This is a genomic window from Nocardia alni, assembly GCF_019038435.1.
GTDB lineage: Bacteria > Actinomycetota > Actinomycetes > Mycobacteriales > Mycobacteriaceae > Nocardia > Nocardia alni.
Genome location: NZ_JAGPOX010000082.1, coordinates 1 through 18,332, shown reverse-complemented (window position 1 = coordinate 18,332; position 18,332 = coordinate 1). Strand labels below are relative to the sequence as shown.

The following is an 18,332-nucleotide window of genomic DNA, read 5'->3' as shown; positions in this document are numbered from 1 at the left end:
ATTGTTGACAATAATTCTCGCAGTCTGTGGGGAATGAAGGAGTTGGCATGAGCAGTCGAGCCGGGGTAAGCGTCCTTGCGACGCTGCGGCGCGAGGAGCTGAGTGAGACCGTGCGGGTCGGGCTGATCGGCGGATTCGTCGGAGCCGTATGCATCTGGATCTACGAGGCCATCGTCTGGGTCGGGGTGCAGCATCAGATGCCGATGAAAGGAATTCCGGCCAATGCGACCGGGTTGACGTTCGGTCAGTCGGTGCAGAGTTCGCTGGGGGTCTGGGCGTACGTCCTGGGCACCATCATCCACGTTCTATTCGCCCTGATCTGGGGCGTCGTCTTCGCGGTGTTCTGGCCGTGGTTCCGGCGGCACGGAGTCGAGGCGACGCTGGTGGCACTGCCCTACGCGATCATTCTATGGATCCTGATGCATGTCGGCATCATCATCGTCTCGAACTATCATCCCAACTACGGGGATTCGACGGTGGTGATCGGCGGGTTCATGTCCCACTTCTGTTACGCGGTCCCAATGGCTCTAGTGGTGAAACATCTGATGGCACAGCGGAATTAAGCAGCTGACCTGGCTCTGCGCAACCGGCCTTTACCAGGGGCGCTGAGCCAGACCACCACCGCCAGAAGCGAATCCAGTACCAGCGCCAGTAAGGCCACGAGCAGCGCGCCGACCAGTACTCGGTCGTACTTGTACAGGGCGATGCCGTCGAAGATGTAGCGGCCCAGCCCGCCCAGGTTCACGTAGGCGGCGATCGTGGCCGTCGCCACCACCTGGAGTGTGGTGGAGCGCAGGCCCGTCAGCAGGACCGGCATCGCGTTGGGCACCTCGACCCGAAGCAGGATCTGGCGCTCGCGCATGCCCATGGCGCGCGAGGCGTCGACCACGGTCGGGTCCACGTTCGCGATGCCCGCGTACGCGCCGGCCAGCAGCGGCGGGACGCCGACGGTGATCAATGCGAGCAATGGTGGCAGCAGGCCAAGCCCGAGGCCCAGGACGACGAAGGTGAGCACGCCCAGGGTCGGCAGCGCGCGCATCGCGTTGGCGAAGCCGACGACCGCGCCGCCGCCGCGGCGGGTGTGGCCGACCAGCAGGCCGATCGGCACCGCGATCACCGCGGACAGCGCGATCGCCAGGAAGCTGTACCACACGTGCTGGACCAGCCGGTGCGCGATACCGGCCGATCCGTCCCAGTTCGCGGCGGTGGTGAAGTAGTGCCACGCATCGATGAAAAGATTCACGCGCCAACCGCTTTCGTCCGGCGACTCACCCGGGGAGCGCGCAGCCACGGGGTGGCCATGCGCCCGATCACGAACAGCACGCGGTCCACCACCAATGCCAGGATCAGCACCACGACGATTCCGGCGATGATCTCGTCCGGATAGTTGCGCTGATAGCCCTGGGTGAACAGCTTGCCGAGCCCGCCGACGCCGATCAGCGCGCCGACGGTCACCATGGAGATGTTGGTCACCGCGACCACCCGCAGATTGGCCACGAAAACCGGTACGGCCAATGGGAATTCGACGGCGATCAGGCGGCGCAGCCGGGTATATCCGATCGCGTCGGAGGAGTCGAGTACGGCCGCGGGCACCGAATCCAGCGCCGCGGGGACCGCGATGATCAGCAGCGCCACCGAGTAGATGCTCAGCGCGATGATCACATTCAGCGGATCGATGGCCGCGATGCCCGCCAGCGGCGGAATGATCACCAGCAGCGCCAGCGACGGGATCGTGAAGGCCAGGCTCGCCACGATGGTCGAGATGCGGCGCAACCACGATACCCGCCGCACCAGCGCGCCCGCCGGAATCGCGATCACCAGCCCGATCAGCAGCGGCGCCAGCGCCAGATACAGGTGGGTCTGCGCGAATCCGGCGATATCGCCGAAGTTGTCGATCAGATAGCGCATCGGCTCACTCCTGGTCGAAGAAGTGCCGGTTGCGGGTGACATCCTCGGCCGAACGCTGCTGTGCCAGTTGGTCGATGACCTCGGTGGCCAGGATTCCGCCCGCCGCCGCCCCCGAATCATCCACGGCCACACCCCATCCGGACGGCGAGGAGATGGCCGAGTCCAGCGCCTGGCGCAGATCTCCGCCGGGCGGGAACAGCGAACCGCCCGCGGCCATGCCGTCGGCCGGCGGATGGCCTGCGCGAATGAGTTCGAGGCCGGTGACGTCGACCCAGCCCTGCGGCCGCTTCGCCGCGTCGACCACCAAGACCCAGTCGCCCGATTCGAGCCGCAGCGTGGAGAGCTGCTCGGCGGTCGCGGTCGTGATGTCGTGCAGCACCACATCGGCGGCACTGCGGAACGACAGGCCACGGTAGCCGCGGTCGCGCCCGGCGAAGTCGGCCACGAAATCCGTTGCGGGATCGGCCAGTATCACCTGTGGTGGGTCGTACTGCTGGAGCACGCCACCGCGGCCGAAGACCGCGATGCGGTCGCCGAGCTTGATCGCCTCGTCGATATCGTGCGTGACGAACACGATCGTCTTGTGTAGATCCGCCTGCAGTCGTTGCATTTCCGCCTGCAACTCCTCGCGCACCACCGGATCGACGGCGCTGAACGGCTCGTCCATCAACAGGATCGGCGGATCGGCCGCCAGCGCCCGCGCCACGCCCACGCGCTGCTGCTGCCCGCCGGACAGCTGGGCCGGATAGCGGCCGGCCAGCCCCCGGTCCAGGCCGACCCGGTCCAGCACCTCGAGCGCGGCCCGGCGCGCGGCGCGGCGGGACTGCCCGCGCAGCACCGGGACCGTGGCGACGTTGTCCAGCACGGTGCGGTGCGGTAGCAGCCCGGCGTTCTGGATGACGTAGCCGATGCCCAGGCGCAGCTTCACCGGATCGACGGTCGAAATATCCTGGCCCGCAACGGTGATCGTGCCCACAGTGGGCACGATCATCCGATTGATCATCCGCATGGACGTGGTCTTACCGCAGCCCGAGGGGCCCACGAAGACGGTGAACGACCCGGATTCGATGCGCAGATCCAGATCGGTGACGGCCTGCGTGCCGTCGGGATAGGTCTTACCCACACCCTCGAATGCGATGTCGCTCACCCTCTATCCGACCGGCTTGTCCAGCCCCTGCGCGGTGACCCACGCCTTGGCCGCGGCGGCGGGCTCTGTCTTGCTCGCGCCGGAGACCTGCTCATTGAGAGTGATCAGCTGGTCGGTGGTCAATTTCGCGGAGACGGCGTCGAGGACCTTGACGGCCTTGTCGGACTTCTTCTTGGCGTTGAACACCGGCACGACGTTCTGCGGGGAGAAATTGTGCTTGGGATCTGCCAGTACCACCAGATTGTCCGCCTTGATGGCCGGCGAGGTGGTGAAGATATCGGCGATGGTGACCTGTCCACTGGTCAGCGCGCGTACGGTCGCGGGTCCGCCGCCGTCGCTGATCGGGACGAACTTGTCGGCCGCGATATCCAGGCCATAATGGGCCTTCAGGCCCGGCACTCCGTCGGGGCGTTCGGCGTTTTCCGGCGGGGCGCCGTAGCTGACCTCGGCCGAATGCGGGGCCAGATCACCGATCGAATGCAGATTCCACTTGTCGGCGGTCGCCTGGGTGACCACGACCGCATCGGAATCCTCGCCGGGGGCCGGGGTGGCGATGGCCAGCTGATCGCCGAGCGCCTTGGTCAGTGCCGCATTCACCGCGTCTGGGTCGGTCGCGGTCGCGGATTTGTCGAGGTATGTCAGCAGATTGCCGGTGTAGTCGGGAATCAGGCCGATCGAGCATTGCTTCAACGCCGGAATGTATGCCTCGCGGCTGCCGATGTTCAATTTGGTGTCGACGCTGAAGCCGTTGGCGCGCAACGCCGCGGCATAGACGTCGGCGACGGTCTCGGATTCCGGGAAGTTCGCCGAGCCGACGGTGAGCTGATTGGCGTCACCGCTGCAGCCGCCGGATCCGGAGGCCAGAGGATTGGAATTGCTGCCGCCACAGGCCGACAGGGCCATCGCCGCGGCCAGCGCCACGGCCGTGGCGAGGAATCGCACGGCGGTGAATGCTGGGCGTAGGCCTCGTCGACGTGCGTAGGTGGTGATCGTGGATTTCACTGCTGTCCTTCCGGGGGCCCGGCACCGCCGGGTTCGGTTTCGGCGTGCCCCGTTACGATTCTCGCCGAGACGGCCGCCACAGGCTGTCCATCCTTGCAGCCAGATATCATTCTTACTATCAAAGGGAGTGGGTGTCGCCGGATGGCGTTGGCCGTGCCGTTGCAGTCGCTGCGCAGGGCGGCGCACGTCGTGGTCGCGGTTATGGCGGCTACGCTGCTCGTTTCCTGCTCCCACGGTGATTCCGCCGCCGCGATCGCGATCGGCGCGGGTGATTCGGCTCAATCCGAGTTGATCGCCGAACTCTATGCCGGGGCCCTGGCACGCACCGGGGTGCACACGATTGTGCGGTCGCAGCTGGGCCGGCGCGGTGATTATCTGTCCGCCCTCGACGCCGACCGGGTGGTGCTGGTGGGCGACGAGAGCGGCGATCTGCTGACCGCATTCGACGCGGGTTCCGCCGCGCGGTTTCCGGATCCGACGGCTGCTTCGGATTCGGAAGCCTCAGATTCGAGCGCCACCAGTACCGCACCGTCATCGGCCGCCACCTCGGTGCCCTCGGTATCGGATTCCCTGAGTCGCGCGCTGCCCGAGGGTCTGGCGATCTCCGATATCGCCGACGGCACCGATCTTCGCCCGGAATTCGTATTCTCGAAGGCCGCGGCGACGCGCTTTCCGAGTTCGCTGACAGATCTCGCGCCACGATGCGGTGCACTGTCGGTGGGCATCGCCACCGGTCATGAGCTCGATCCACTGCGGCGGCCGCCGGACCCGCGGCGCGACGTGCTCGACCCGCTGCGCTCGGTCTACGGCTGCGATATCACCCACTACACGGTCTTCCCGAACGACAGCGCGCTGCAGAGTGCGCTGCGGTCCGGCCGGGTTCAGGCCGGTGTGCTGACCGCCCCTGCCGCGCTGCTGACCGGCGGCGTGGGTGATCTCGTCACGGTCGCCGATCCGGAGTACGCGTTCCGGGCGCAGAACGTCGTCCCGCTGTTCCGGCAGGGTTCGCTCAGCGACGTGCAGATCAAAAAGCTGAATTACGTTGCGGGAGAACTGACCACCGACGACTTCACAACGATGATCCGCAAGCTGCGGGACGAGCATGCCAAACCCGCCGACCTGGCCCGCGACTGGCTCGATCTGCACAGTCTGTAGGACGCGGGCGTAATCTCGAGATAGATCATCTACTCGGGAGTCCGAGATGGACGTGGTAATCGGATTGATGGTGTTCACCGCGGGTGTCGTGGTGGGCATGCTGGTGTTCGCCTACGTATATCCGGATTCTCCCGTCGTCCCGCCCGCCGACGCCTTCTTCCTCTACGTAGAGGACGCCGGCGCGCCGCAGCACGTGGGCGGGTTGGTGGTATTGCGCCCCGATCCCTCCGGTGGACCGACCCTCGACGAGGTGCGTGCGCTGGTGCGCGCGGAGTTGGTGCGGCTCCCGCGCTTTCACCAGCGACTGGACTCGCCCGGGCGGTGGTGGCGGTACCGGTGGGTCGAGGCGGGGATCGACTGGGCCTGGCATGTCACCGAAACGGTGCTGGACGCCGATGCGGCGCCCGCCGACCACGCATCCGGAGCATCCGGGACTGCCGGGAAAAGCGCCGCATCGAATGAAACCGACGCCGCCGCAGATCCTTCCGGCTCGATGGCGGCACTGTGCGCGATCGTCAGCGATCTCGCGGCGGTTCCACTTCCACGAGATCGGCCGCTGTGGCGACTGGTGCTGGTGCGGTCCCGGCCCGGCGGCCCGGCGGTGGGAATCGTTCTGCTGCTGCACCATACGGTCGCCGACGGGATCGGCACGGTGGTGCAGGCGTTGCATCTGCTGCGTCCGCCCGTCGACCTGACCATGGGTGCGCCCGACGAACCATTCTGGGGAACAAGGGCTTTGGCGGTCACGGTGGGCCTGGCCCAGCTCGCCGCGCAGGCCCGCCCTCCCGGACGTCTGCCCGCAGGATCCCCGCAGCGGACCTTCGCCGCCGCGACGCTGGATCTGGAAACGGTTCGGGCGGTGGCTCGTTCACGCGATATGCGGGTCACCGACGTGCTGCTCGGCGTCATCGTGGGTGCGGTGCGTCGCACGCGCCCGGATCTGGCCGGGCGCACGGGCGGGACACTGCGGGTGGCGGTGCCGCTGATGGTGCGCACATCCGCCGCCGATGCCGAAGGTAACCGCACCGCCGCGGTGATGATCGATATCCCGTTGACCGATGACGGACCCGACCCCGAGCGCGGACTGGCCGATATTCGCGCCCGCAGCGCCCGCCTGCACACCGGAACCCGTGCGGTTGCCTCACATTTCGTCCTGGCCACGGCGCTGCGTCTGCTGCCGGAGCCCGCGGTGTCGCTCTTCGCGCGCAACGTGTACGGCGGCCGGTTCTTCCACGCCATCGTCTCCAACATGGCCGGGCCCGATCTGCCGATGACGTTCGCGAACGTGCCGATCGCGCAGGTGTTTCCGATTCTGCCGACCGCTCCCGGGGTGCCGCTGGTGGTCGGGCTGCTCAGCTGGAACGGCGTGCTCGGCGTCGGGCTGTCGGTCGACCCGGCCCTTCTGGATCCTGCGCCGTTCACCACTATGTTGCCCGGAATTCTCGCTGAATTCGGCACAAGATCGGCTGTTGCCGATCCGGGTCCGCAAGTGGGCTCCGGCGAGTAACGTGCGGTGCAGTTGATCAAGCACCCGCCGCCACCCGCGACGGCGGGACCGGCGGCGATGCTCTTGGCGCAGGGCGTCGCGCCGGATCACCCCACCCGTGGGAGGCACAGGATGTTCACTCGGACTCTTCTGGCGCGCACGGTCACCGCCTGCACGATGGCCGCGCTCCTGACCACGGCGGCGTGCGGAGGGTCGGGCGGCGCCACATCCTCCGCGAGTCCGTCCGGTACCGCCGCGCCCACCGCGAACCAGGCGGTCACCGAGACTTTCCAGCACTTCTTCGCCGGTACCACCGACGCCGATCACAAGATCGCGTTACTGGAGAACGGCCAGCAGTTCGCGGCCACCATCCGGGCGCAGGCCGGATCTCCGATCGCCAAGAGCACCACGGCGACGGTCGGCAGTGTCAGCAGTACCGACGCCGATCACGCCGATGTGCACTTCACCGTGCTGTTCAACGGTAAGCCCGCCCTGGTCGCGCAACCGGGTTCCGCGGTGCGCGTCGACGGCGCGTGGAAGGTCACCGCCTCCACCTTCTGCGCGCTGCTGACCCTCGAGGGCAACCCTCCGCCGATATGCGCCAAGACCAGCCCGACGCCGACCGCATGAGATGATCATGTCTCGGCTCGGTTCCCAGGACACGCCCGCCACCAGGCCCGGAATCGCACTGCTGACCGTGACCGCGGTGCTGTTCGTGACATTCCTGGACACCACGATCGTCAGCGTCACCCTCGGCAATGTGCAGTCCGACGTGCACGCCGGGGTGGTGTCGCTGCAATGGGTGGTCAACGCCTACACCCTGGTCTTCGCCAGTCTCATGCTGACCGCCGGATCGCTCGGTGACCGTTGGGGCCGCAAGCGGGTGATGATCGCCGGCTTGGTCGTCTTCTGTGCGGGATCGGTGATTTCGGCGCTGGCGGGCACCGTGGCGGTGCTGATCGCCGGGCGTGCGGTGATGGGTCTGGGAGCCGCGGCCTCGGAGCCCGGGACGCTGTCGGTGCTCCGGCACATCTTCCCCGACCGCCGCGCCCGGGCTCGGGCGCTGGGCGCGTGGGCCGCGGTGTCCGGGCTGGCGCTGGCGGCGGGACCGGTCATCGGCGGCCTGCTGGTCGGCGCGTTCGGCTGGCGCGCGGTGTTCTGGTTCAATCTGGCCGTGGGCGTGGTGGTGCTGGCCGCGGCGCTGCGATACGTCCCGGAGAGCGCCGACCCGCAGCCGGGTCCGGTCGATATTCCCGGATTCGTTTTGGGCGCACTGTTTCTGGGGTGCGTGATCTATGCGGGCATCTCGGGTGAGACCGCCGGCTACGGCGCCGCCTCGGTGATCACGCTGTTCGTGATCGGCGGTCTGGCGGGTGCGGGTTTCCTGGTGGTCGAACTGCGCGCGCGCAATCCGATGTTCGATTTCGCCTATCTGAAGCGGCCTTTGGTGCGCAGCGCGCTGATCGTGGCGTTCGCGGTGTACTTCGGAATCTTCTCGATCTTCTTCTTCACCGCCCTGTATCTGCAAGAGGTGGTGAGCTATTCGGGCTGGCGGATCGCGGGCGTCTTCGCGCCGATGGCGGTGGCGATCATCGCCGGCGCGTTGGCCTCGGGGTTCTGGGTGGCCTCGCGGGGCTCACGCACGCCGATGATCGCCGGATGCCTGCTCGGTGCTGCCGGTTTGCTGCTGACCCGTCAATTCCTGGGCGTCACCGTGCATTTCGTTCCGCTGGCGCTGGCGCTGACGGTCGCCGGTCTGGGCTTCGGCATCGCCGTGGTGCCGCTGACCTCGGCGGTGTTGTCCGGTGTGCCGGCGGAGCATTCGGGCATGGCCGCGGCGGCCACCAACACCATGCGCCAGGTGGGCGCGGTCGTCGGCGTCGCGGCGCTCGGATCGCTGGTCAACTCGTTCCTCAACTCCGACTTGACCTCTCGGCTCAACGAGTTGAAGGTTCCGCTCAACTTCCAGTCGATCGTGATCGACGCGATCGAGACCGGCAACGTCCCCTCCGGTGGCGACCAGGCCGCCTCGGCCGCCTACGGGCCTATCGTCGATCAGGTCATCAACGCCACATACGCGGCGTTCCATCGCGGACTCGAAGTGGCGCTGCTGGTTTCGGGCATCATTATTCTGCTCGCCGCGATCCTGACCGCGATATCTCTTCCCCGGCACGACCGTTCGGGGTACGAGTACGAGAGCTGAACCGTCCCATGCGACCGGAGCGGGGTCCGGAGAGACCCCTCCGCGCCCCGGGCTCGACCGCTCCGGTCGCATTCTCACCGTAGGAGAGCGGAGAATCCGGATGAAGCGGCCAGACCGGATTCGGCGGGGAAACCGCTGATCGTTGCCATGATCGGAATAATCCGGACCGGAATTTCGTGCACCGGGCGATCAGCGGCCCAGGGCGGCGCTGAGCGTCGGATGTGCTGCCAGCCCGGGTAGTGAGTCGACGAGCATATCGATCAGCTGCTCGCGGGTGACGGTCTCGGTGGTCAGCCAGCTCAGCGTGACCTCCTCCACGAACGCGATCCAGCCCCGCACGGCCAGGGCCAGGCGCGGACGGTCGGGGTCGTCGGCGGGAAGCGGTAGTTCGGCCAGGATGCGCTCGGCCATCGCGGCGCGGGTCGCATCGACCAGCGCCATCAGTTCGGTACCGGCGGGACGGCGCAGCAGGGCGAGATAGGAGGTGCGGTTCTCGGCGACGTACTCGACGTAGCGGTGGACCGCGTCGTGCAGCATCGCGCCCAGCATCAGACTGCGGTCGGGGGCGGTGCGGGCGAGTAGCTCGGCGTTCGCGTTGGCCACGATCGCCAGCTGGAACTCCTGTTTGGAGGAGAAGTAGTGGAACAGCAGACCCCGGGAGATTCCGGCCTGTGCGGCGATCTCGCCGATCGAAATATCCTCCAGAGCCCGTTCGCGCAGCATCCGGGTGCCCAGGGTGATGAGCTGATGGCGGCGCTCCTCTGGACTCAGGCGCACCCGCTTCGCACCACCATCTCTTCCGGCCACGGGACCATCCTACTGAACGCGAGTCAATACTATTGACTCCGGATCAATAACGTCTTACGCTCGAGTACATGAGTCGCAAGGTTACAGACAGTGATGGTGTCTATGGCCCTCGGAAGTGATCGGGAATCCCGACATGTGCACGTCCTCATCGTCGGCAGCGGGTTCTCGGGCCTGGGTATGGCCATCCGGCTCGCGCAACAGGGGGTGCGGGACTATCTGGTCCTCGAGCGGGGCAACGACGTCGGGGGCACCTGGCGCGACAACACCTACCCCGGCGCGGCCTGCGATGTGCCCTCGCAGCTGTACTCGTACTCCTTCGCGCTGAACCCGGACTGGTCCCGCTCGTTCTCCAAACAGCCGGAGATCCAGCGCTACATCCAGGGTGTCGCCGACCGATACGGCGTGCGGGACAAGCACATCTTCGACTGCGAGATGACAGAGGCCCGCTGGGATTCCGACACCGCCCACTGGCAGGTACACACCAGCAAGGGTACCTTCACCGCCGATATCCTGATCTCCGCGGTCGGCGCGCTGTGCGAGCCGAATCTTCCGGATATCAAGGGCATCAACACCTTCCAGGGGAAGGTTTTCCACTCCGCGCGCTGGGATCACGAGGCGGATCTGACCGGCAAGCGCGTCGCGGTGATCGGTACCGGCGCCTCGGCGATCCAGATCGTGCCGTCCATCGCACCGAAGGTCGCGCGTCTGGACCTTTACCAGCGCACCGCGCCTTGGCTGCTGCCGCGTAACGACCGGCCGTACACCTCGGCGGAACGGTTCGTCTTCGAACACGTTCCGGGCGTGCAGCGGCTGTATCGCGCGGGCATCTACGCCGCGCGCGAGGCCCAGGTCATCGGCCTGGCCAAATTCCCGCCCGCCATGCTGGTGCTGGAAACGATCGCCCGGGCCAAACTCCGTTCCCAGGTGCGCGATTCGCGGTTGCGGGAGAAGGTGACGCCGAACTTCCGCATCGGCTGCAAGCGCATGCTGGTCTCCAACGACTACTACCCGGCGCTGGGGCGCGACAACGTGGACGTTGTCACCGACGGCATCGCCGAGATCCGCGCCGGTTCGATCGTGACCACCGACGGCGCCGAGCGCGAGGTCGACGCCATCGTGGTCGCCACCGGATTCCACGTCACCGACTCGCCGGCGTACGAGACCATCACCGGCCGCGACGGCCGCACGCTCGCCGAGGTGTTCGAGGCCGAGGGCCAGCAGGGCTACAAGGGGTCGGCGATCGCCGGATACCCCAACCTGTTCTTCCTGCTCGGCCCGAACGTCGGACTGGGCCACACCTCGATCGTGTACATGATCGAATCGCAGATCGCCTACATCGCCGATGCCGTCGCCACCATCGATCGCCGCGGTCTGCGCACGGTCGAGGTGCGAAAGGACGTGCAGGACAGCTTCAATCGGACGCTGCAGGGCAAGTTGGTCCGCAGCGTCTGGAACACCGGTGGCTGCGCCAGCTGGTATCTGGACAAGTACGGCAATAACACCACGCTTTGGCCGGATTTCACCTTCCGCTTCCGTAAGCTGTTGGAAAAATTCGACGTGCCGGCCTACGAGACGACGACGCGTAGCCGGGACATCGAGGCGGGGGCCGAATCGAAGGTGGTGGCAGGGTAATGAGCAACAGTGACGCCTATTTCCGCGGCAAGGTCTGCGTGATCACGGGCGCCGGATCCGGTATCGGCCGCGCGCTGGCCGAGAACCTGGCCGGCCGTGGCGCGAAACTCGCGCTGTCCGACATCGATGCCGAGGGCCTGGCCGAAACCGTGCGCCGCAGTGAGGCACTGGGCGCGCAGGTCAAGTCCGACCGGCTCAATGTCGCCGAGCGGGAGGCCGTCCTGCTCTACGCCGACGCCGTGCACAAGCACTACGGCGTCGTGCATCAGATCTACAACAACGCCGGCATCGCCTTCCACGGCGAGGTGATCGACTCCCAGTTCAAGGACATCGAGCGCATCATGGATGTCGACTTCTGGGGAGTCGTCAACGGCACCAAGGCATTTCTTCCCCATCTGATCGAATCCGGTGCGGGCCACGTGATCAACGTGTCCAGCCTGTTCGGCATCATCGCGATTCCCGGCCAGAGTGCCTACAACGCGGCGAAATTCGCGGTGCGCGGCTTCACCGAGTCGCTGCGCCAGGAGATGCTGGCCCGCAAGCATCCGGTGCAGGTCACCTGCGTGCATCCCGGCGGCATCAAGACCGCCGTGGCACGCAACGCCACCTACGCCGAGGGCATCGACGCCAAGCAGCTCGCGTCGTTCTTCGACAAGACGCTGGCGCTGCACACCCCCGAGATGGCCGCGCAGACCATCACCGAGGCCGTGGCGAAGGGGCACGGCCGCGTGCTGATCGGCTGGGAGGCCAAGGCATTGGATCTGTTCGTGCGCACCACCGGCTCGTACTATCAGCGCATCGCGAACCTGGTGAACCGACGATTCCTTCCGTGAACTGAAAAGGACTGCCATGTCCGGTATTTCGCTGCCACTGCCCTTGGCTCGGGCGATCCTGCATCCGGTGTTCCGATATTCCATGAATGTCCGGCTACCGTGGCGCGTACAACGCGCGGCGCTGGATGCCGAGGCCGTACTCCAGATGTCACCGAAGGGCACCCGGGTGGACCGGCTGCCTCTGGGCGGTCGCGCTACCGAACGGGTCACCGTCGGCCGGGCCGGATCGCCCTTCGCGCTGCTGTATCTGCACGGCGGCGGGTACACGGTCTGCTCGCCACGGACGCACCGGCCCCTGGCCGCGCACCTGGCCGAGGCGCTCGACGCCCCGGTGTACGTACCGGACTACCGGCTGGCGCCCGAACATCCGTATCCCGCCGCCCTGGACGACGCCGAGGCGGCCTACCTGGAGCTGCTGTCCACCGGGTTGACTCCGGAAGGGCTTGCGGTAGCCGGTGATTCGGCCGGTGGCGGCCTGTCGCTCGCACTGGCCCAGCGATTGCGCGACCGGCACGGGATCCGGCCCGCCGCACTGGGGTTGATCGCACCCTGGAGCAATCCGAACGAAGTACCGCCCCGCGAGCGAGACCTCGTGATCAATCGGGCATGGTCGCAAGCCAGCGCGGCCGCCTACCTGGGGGACGCCGATCCCCTCGATTCCGGCTATGCCCCGCTGCTGGGTGAGATGAGCGGACTTCCGCCGACCTATGTGCAGGTCGACGACGGTGAGATGCTGCGCGCCCAGTGCGGGCGACTGGTGGCGGCGCTGCGGGAGGCCGACGTGCCGACGCAGTTCTCGGTGACCCGCGGGCTCTGGCATGTCGCGCAGCTGCAGGCCGAGATGGTCACGCCCGCGGCGGCCGAGCTGCGCGCGCTCGGTGATTTCCTCGGCGAAGCGCTGCGAACGGCGCAAACGGGCTCAATAAGATAGGTTGCGACCATTCCGCGACGGGGAGACGCGCTCGGGCGTCGGGTGCGGGTCTGCGGTGCGGCTGGCGTAAATTACTGGTGAGTTAACCACGCGGAAGGGCAGCGATGCGAGAGTTCGAAGTCCCGGCTACCTATACGATCCCCGAGGACGTCAACGTCTCGGACGGCGCCTTTCGGCATGCCGAGCGCACGCCCAACCTGGTGGTTTTCAACCGGCCGGACGGCAAGGGCGGCTGGACCGACGTGACCGCGAAGCAGTTCGCGCAGGCTGTCACGGGCGTGGCCAAGGGTCTGATCGCCTCGGGCGTCGAACTGGGCGACCGCGTCGGGATCATGGCATCCACCCAGTACGACTGGGTGGTGCTCGACTTCGCCATCTGGGCCGCCGGCGGCTGCACCGTGGCGATCTTCGACAGCTCCTCGGCCGAGCAGGCCAAGTGGATCCTCCAGGATTCCTCCACCAAGCTGCTGGTGGTCGAGACCGACAAGCAGCGCGCGATGATCGGCGAGATCGAGTCGGCGCTGCCGGAGCTGAAGGAAACCCTGCTGTTCGGCAAGGGCGCGATCGACGAGCTCACCGCCCGCGGCGCGGAGTTGGACGACGCCGTGGTGCACGAGCGCCGCGCCCAGCTGAAGGCCAGCTCCCCGGCCAGCCTGATCTACACCTCCGGCACCACCGGGCGGCCCAAGGGCGTCATGCTCTCGCACGCCAACCTGTACGCCGAATCGGTGGCCGACCGGGCGGTCATGCCGCAGGACCTGCGCCCGGGCAAGCGGTCGCTGCTGTTCCTGCCGCTGGCACACGTGTTCGCCCGCGCGGTGGCGCTGGCCGCCTTCGACGCCGGGGTCACCGTCGCGCACACCGCCGACTGGTCGACGCTGGTCGAGCAGTTCGGGGTGTACAAGCCGGACTTCATCGTCTCGGTGCCCCGGGTGTTCGAGAAGGTGTTCAACGGTGCGAAGCAGCAGGCGCAGGACGGTGTCAAGGGGAAGATCTTCGACGCCGCCGCGACGACCGCCATCGCGTACAGCCAGGCGCTGGACAACGGCGGACCGGGGCTGGCACTCAAGGTTCAGCACGCGGTCTTCGACAGGCTCGTCTACGCCAAGCTGCGCACGGCGATGGGCGGACAGTGCACGTCCGCGGTGTCCGGCGGTGGCCCGCTGGGTGCGCGGCTGGGTCATTTCTTCCGCGGCGTCGGCGTCAACGTCCGCGAGGGCTACGGCCTGACCGAGACCACCGCCGCCATCACGGTGAACACCCGCGAGTACACCCGCATCGGCTCGGTCGGCCGCCCGCTGCCCGGCCACGGCGCGAAGATCGCCGAGGACGGCGAGCTGCTGGTCCGCGGCCCGGTGGTGTTCAGCGGTTATTGGGGTAACGCCGCGGCCACCGAGGACGCGTTCACCGACGGCTGGTTCAAGACCGGCGACCTGGGCGCCATCGACGGCGACGGCTTCGTCACCATCACCGGCCGCAAGAAGGAAATCCTGGTCACCGCCGGCGGTAAGAACGTCTCCCCGGCCGTGCTGGAGGATTCGCTGCGCGGCAACCCGCTGATCAGCCAGGTCATGGTCGTCGGCGACGGCAAGCCGTTCATCGCCGCCCTGATCACCCTGGACGTCGAGGCGCTGCCGGGCTGGAAGGACCGCCACAACCTGCCCGCCGACACTCCGATCGAGAAGCTGATCGAGAACCCGGACCTGGTCGCGGAGATCGACGCCGCCGTCGCCGAGACCAACAAGCTGGTCTCGCACGCCGAGGCGATCAAGAAGATCCGCATCCTCCCGGTCGACTGGACCGAGGAGAGCGGCGAACTCACCCCGAAGATGTCCCTCAAGCGCGCGGTCGTGATGAAGAACTACGCCTCCGACGTCGAGGCCATCTACGGCTGAGCGTCACTGCGCGACAAAGAGTTTCATAGCCACCTGCCCGCCCGCTCCGCCGAGTGGGCAGGTGTGCATCCGCATGGTGTGCTGTCGGATCAGCGACCGCCGTCTGCCGTCCAGACGACCACCAGTTCTGCGTCCATGTGTGCGGCTGGATAGCCGTCTATATGGGCAGCACCTAAGCGTCCAAATGCTCAGCTCGTGCGCGTCCATATGCGCAAGCTCGTGGATATTGAAGTCGTGCCCAGCACCGAAGTCAGGACTGATCGCTCGAAGAGCGCAGGTTGCGGTGGCTGAGGCGTGAGAAGATACGCTCTGCGCCCTGCCGATCGGAACACCTTGGCGCGCGGGACTGTAGGAAACCCGCGATTGATGAGCAGATAACTGTCCCAGTGGATGACGCACGATGATGTTCTGCGAGGTTATCGCTGTGGGGGTGCGGGCCAGTCGGTGGTGGGGATGACCGCGCCTACCGCGCCTACCGCGGCGCCGGTGCGGTCGAAAACTGTTCCGGCGATGCAGGATTCGCCCAGGACTGCCTCGTCGCACTCGTAGGCTATGCCCGAGGCGGTGACCGGTTTCAGGTGGTCGGCCAGGGCCGTGGTCGAGGTGATCGTCTCGCCGGTCATGCTGCGCAGGGGGCCGGGTTCGGTGTGGGGCTCGAAGGCCAGGATGGCCTTGCCCAACGCGCTGGCGTGCGCGGGGATTTCGATGCCGACCTCGGGCATCTGGCGGCTGCCGTCGGGGCGGGGCTCGTGGTGGATGATGACGATGTCGTCGCCGAACAGGACGCCGACGCGCACGGCCAGGCCCGTGCCGCGAGCCAGTTCGTGGGCCCAGGTGAGTGAGCGTGCACGCAGGTCGAGGGTGTCGAGGTAGACGTTGCCCAGCCGCAGGACCGCCGGGCCGAGCTGATAGCGCCCGCCGCCGTGCTCCTGCACCACCACGCCGTGCGCGGCCAGGGTGCGCACGATGCCGTGCACGGTGGTGGCGGCCAGACCGAGCTCGGCCGCCAGTTCGGACAGCGTCATCCGACGAGAACCCTGTAGCGCGAACAGGATTCGTACCGCACGATCGACCGATTGGATCATGCGGACGCCCGTATCCGCCGGATCGCCACGTGCCATCGGATCGCTCTGCCTTCCGGGTCTTGTGAGCTACGCAACATCGACGTAGCCTACGAGTAATTCGACATTATCGAATAGCGTTCGTAAATACCATGGGAGACTTCCATGAAGAAGCTCATCAACGACCCGGCGGATATTGTCGGCGAGGCCCTGGCCGGAATCGCCGCGGCACATCCGGAACTGCGGGTCGACGAGAAGAACAGGCTGGTCCTGCGGGCCGACGCGCCCGTGCCGGGCAAGGTGGGACTGGTCTCCGGCGGTGGATCCGGGCACGAGCCGCTGCACGGCGGGTTCGTCGGGTTCGGGATGCTCGACGCCGCCTGTGCCGGTGAGGTGTTCACCTCGCCGGTGCCGGATCAGATTCTCGCCGCGACCGCCGCCGTCGACGCCGGTGCGGGCGTGCTGCATATCGTGAAGAACTACACCGGCGATGTGATGAACTTCGACATGGCCGCCGAACTCGCCGCGGCCGAATCCGGCGCCGAGGTGGTGGCCGTGGTGGTGAACGACGATGTGGCCGTGCAGGACAGCACCTACACCGCGGGCCGTCGCGGGGTCGGCGGCACAGTGATCGTGGAGAAGGTCGCGGGCGCGGCAGCCGAACAGGGACGCCCGCTGGCGCAGGTCGCACGGATCGCGAACGTGGTGAATGCGAACTCGCGCAGTATGGGCATGGCGCTGACCTCCTGCACCGTGCCCGCCGCGGGAAAGCCCACCTTCGAGCTGGGCGAGTCCGAGATGGAGATCGGGATCGGCATTCACGGCGAACCCGGGCGCCGCCGGGCGCCGCTCGCCCCCGCGCGCGAGGTAGCCGAAATGCTGATGGAGCCGATCCTCACGGATCTGCCGTTCACCAGGGGCGACGCCGTGATCTGCTTACTCAACGGCATGGGCGGCACCCCGCTGCTCGAGCTGTACGTGATGTACAACGAGGTGGCGCGGATCCTGCGCGGGCACGGCGTCGAGGTCGCGCGCTCGCTGGTCGGGCCCTACATCACCTCGCTGGAGATGGCGGGTTGCTCGGTGACCCTGACCAAGGCCGACGACGAACTGCTGACGCTGTGGGATGCGCCGGTGCGCACGCCGGGCCTGCGCTGGGGAGTATGAGGATGACCCTGGATCCGATCGAATGGATGCGTGAGTTCGCCGCTCTCGTCGACGAAAACGCCGACGCACTCACCGAATTCGACGCCGCCATCGGCGACGCCGACCACGGCAGCAATATGCGCCGGGGAACCGCCGCGGTCGTCGCGGCCTTGGCCGAGAGCCCGCCCGAGACACCGGCGGCGGCATTGAAACAAGTGGGAATGACGCTGATCCGCTCGGTGGGCGGCGCCAGCGGCCCGCTGTACGGCACCTTCTTCCTGCGCGCCGCCTCGGCTTGCGGCGAGAACGGTTTGGACGCAGCGGGGTTCGCGGCCGTTGTTCGCGCGGGGCTCGACGGCATCGTGGCGCGGGGTAAGGCCGAGCCGGGGGATAAGACCATGCTCGACGCGCTGTCCCCGGCGGTCGACGCGTTGGATGAAAGTGTCCGTGCGGGAGAGGAGTTGGTGCAGGCTCTGGATGCCGCCCTGGCCGCCGCCGAGAAGGGGCGCGACGCCACCACGCCGATGCAGGCGCGCAAAGGCCGCGCGTCCTACCTGGGGGAACGCAGTGTGGGGCATCAGGATCCGGGGGCGACCAGCGTAACCCTGTTGATCCGCGCCGCTCGACAGGCCGTGCGGTGATGTCCTGGCGGTCCGCTGTCGGCACGGCGGGGACGTTCCCGTCGGGTTATCCGGCGTACTCACGGCGATCCGGCAGGGTGGTTCGCCGATGATCGGCATAGTCGTTGTCTCCCATAGCCGTTCGTTGGCCACCGCTGCGGTGGCCCTGGCAGGCGAGATGCTGCACCAGCAGGCGGTGCGGATCGAGATCGCCGCCGGGCTAGACGACGTCACCTTCGGCACCGACGCGGTCGCCGTGGCCGGCGCCATCACCGCCGCCGACTCCGGTGACGGCGTGCTGATCCTGATGGATCTCGGCAGCGCGGTGCTGTCCGCCGAACTCGCGCTGGATCTGCTGGAGACCGAGCATCGGGTTCGCCTGTGCGCCGCGCCGATCGTGGAGGGACTGGTCGCGGCGGCGGTGTCCGCTGCGGGTGGGGCGGGGCTGGACGAGGCCGCCGAGGAGGCGGATAACGCCCTGCTGGGTAAGCGTGCGCAGTTGGGGG

General features: G+C 67.3%; 18 protein-coding genes. 12 read left to right on the top strand and 6 right to left on the bottom strand.

Going from position 1 to position 18,332, the window contains the following annotated elements:
* Positions 1-47 precede the first annotated feature (47 nt).
* The gene (locus tag JZ791_RS27190) at positions 48-563 is read left to right on the top strand and encodes a hypothetical protein (protein WP_216898078.1); all 516 of its coding nucleotides are present in this window, start codon (positions 48-50) and stop codon (positions 561-563) included.
* Here the strand turns inward: JZ791_RS27190 and JZ791_RS27185 are convergent.
* From JZ791_RS27185 to JZ791_RS27170, 4 genes are read right to left on the bottom strand one after another with little or no spacing between them, the layout of a single operon-like run.
* On the bottom strand, positions 560-1,243 hold the full coding sequence (locus JZ791_RS27185; RefSeq protein ID WP_216898077.1) for an ABC transporter permease: 684 nt from the start codon (positions 1,241-1,243) through the stop codon (positions 560-562). The genes JZ791_RS27190 and JZ791_RS27185 overlap by 4 nt on opposite strands.
* A complete protein-coding gene (locus tag JZ791_RS27180) occupies positions 1,240-1,908 on the bottom strand; it encodes an ABC transporter permease (protein WP_216898076.1) in 669 nt (222 codons plus the stop codon). The genes JZ791_RS27185 and JZ791_RS27180 overlap by 4 nt, the downstream gene beginning before the upstream one ends.
* 4 nt (positions 1,909-1,912) lie before the next feature.
* On the bottom strand, positions 1,913-3,055 hold the full coding sequence (locus JZ791_RS27175) for an ABC transporter ATP-binding protein (RefSeq protein WP_216898075.1): 1,143 nt from the start codon (positions 3,053-3,055) through the stop codon (positions 1,913-1,915).
* A gap of 3 nt (positions 3,056-3,058) precedes the next feature.
* The gene (locus JZ791_RS27170) at positions 3,059-3,958 is read right to left on the bottom strand and encodes an ABC transporter substrate-binding protein (RefSeq protein WP_216898103.1); all 900 of its coding nucleotides are present in this window, start codon (positions 3,956-3,958) and stop codon (positions 3,059-3,061) included.
* 240 nt (positions 3,959-4,198) lie between these two features.
* Between JZ791_RS27170 and JZ791_RS27165 the strand changes: the two genes are divergently transcribed.
* The 4 genes from JZ791_RS27165 (at position 4,199) to JZ791_RS27150 (ending at position 8,901) form a co-directional block, all read left to right on the top strand.
* The gene (locus tag JZ791_RS27165) at positions 4,199-5,212 is read left to right on the top strand and encodes a glycine betaine ABC transporter substrate-binding protein (protein WP_216898074.1); all 1,014 of its coding nucleotides are present in this window, start codon (positions 4,199-4,201) and stop codon (positions 5,210-5,212) included.
* A 46-nt stretch (positions 5,213-5,258) separates the two neighbouring features.
* The gene (locus JZ791_RS27160) at positions 5,259-6,719 is read left to right on the top strand and encodes a wax ester/triacylglycerol synthase domain-containing protein (protein ID WP_216898073.1); all 1,461 of its coding nucleotides are present in this window, start codon (positions 5,259-5,261) and stop codon (positions 6,717-6,719) included.
* Between the two features lie 111 nt (positions 6,720-6,830).
* Entirely contained in the window at positions 6,831-7,328 is a 498-nt protein-coding gene (locus JZ791_RS27155) for an MTB12 C-terminal domain-containing protein (protein WP_216898072.1), read from the top strand.
* A 7-nt stretch (positions 7,329-7,335) separates the two neighbouring features.
* On the top strand, positions 7,336-8,901 hold the full coding sequence (locus JZ791_RS27150; protein WP_216898071.1) for an MFS transporter: 1,566 nt from the start codon (positions 7,336-7,338) through the stop codon (positions 8,899-8,901).
* A gap of 189 nt (positions 8,902-9,090) precedes the next feature.
* Here the strand turns inward: JZ791_RS27150 and JZ791_RS27145 are convergent, their stop codons facing one another.
* Positions 9,091-9,708, bottom strand: coding sequence for a TetR/AcrR family transcriptional regulator (locus tag JZ791_RS27145; protein ID WP_308163119.1), 618 nt, complete (start codon positions 9,706-9,708; stop codon positions 9,091-9,093).
* 93 nt (positions 9,709-9,801) lie between these two features.
* Between JZ791_RS27145 and JZ791_RS27140 the strand changes: the two genes are divergently transcribed.
* From JZ791_RS27140 to JZ791_RS27125, 4 genes are all read left to right on the top strand, one after another.
* On the top strand, positions 9,802-11,340 hold the full coding sequence (locus tag JZ791_RS27140) for a flavin-containing monooxygenase (RefSeq protein WP_254206382.1): 1,539 nt from the start codon (positions 9,802-9,804) through the stop codon (positions 11,338-11,340).
* Positions 11,340-12,173: an SDR family NAD(P)-dependent oxidoreductase gene (locus JZ791_RS27135; RefSeq protein WP_216898070.1), complete on the top strand. Its 834-nt coding sequence runs from the start codon at positions 11,340-11,342 to the stop codon at positions 12,171-12,173. Before JZ791_RS27140 ends, JZ791_RS27135 begins: the two co-directional genes overlap by 1 nt.
* Positions 12,174-12,189: 16 nt before the next feature.
* The gene (locus JZ791_RS27130) at positions 12,190-13,104 is read left to right on the top strand and encodes an alpha/beta hydrolase (RefSeq protein ID WP_216898069.1); all 915 of its coding nucleotides are present in this window, start codon (positions 12,190-12,192) and stop codon (positions 13,102-13,104) included.
* 104 nt (positions 13,105-13,208) lie between these two features.
* On the top strand, positions 13,209-14,999 hold the full coding sequence (locus tag JZ791_RS27125; protein ID WP_216898068.1) for an AMP-dependent synthetase/ligase: 1,791 nt from the start codon (positions 13,209-13,211) through the stop codon (positions 14,997-14,999).
* A 416-nt stretch (positions 15,000-15,415) separates the two neighbouring features.
* Here the strand turns inward: JZ791_RS27125 and JZ791_RS27120 are convergent, their stop codons facing one another.
* On the bottom strand, positions 15,416-16,120 hold the full coding sequence (locus JZ791_RS27120; protein ID WP_254206381.1) for an IclR family transcriptional regulator: 705 nt from the start codon (positions 16,118-16,120) through the stop codon (positions 15,416-15,418).
* Between the two features lie 105 nt (positions 16,121-16,225).
* On the opposite strand from JZ791_RS27120, the gene dhaK reads away from it, so the two are divergent.
* From dhaK to dhaM, 3 genes are all read left to right on the top strand, one after another.
* Positions 16,226-17,227, top strand: coding sequence for a dihydroxyacetone kinase subunit DhaK (gene dhaK, locus JZ791_RS27115; protein WP_216898067.1), 1,002 nt, complete (start codon positions 16,226-16,228; stop codon positions 17,225-17,227).
* 2 nt (positions 17,228-17,229) lie between these two features.
* Entirely contained in the window at positions 17,230-17,847 is a 618-nt protein-coding gene (gene dhaL / locus JZ791_RS27110) for a dihydroxyacetone kinase subunit DhaL (RefSeq protein ID WP_216898066.1), read from the top strand.
* 88 nt (positions 17,848-17,935) lie between these two features.
* Positions 17,936-18,332: dihydroxyacetone kinase phosphoryl donor subunit DhaM (dhaM, locus tag JZ791_RS27105; protein WP_254206380.1), on the top strand; the 397-nt coding region annotated here is incomplete at its 3' end.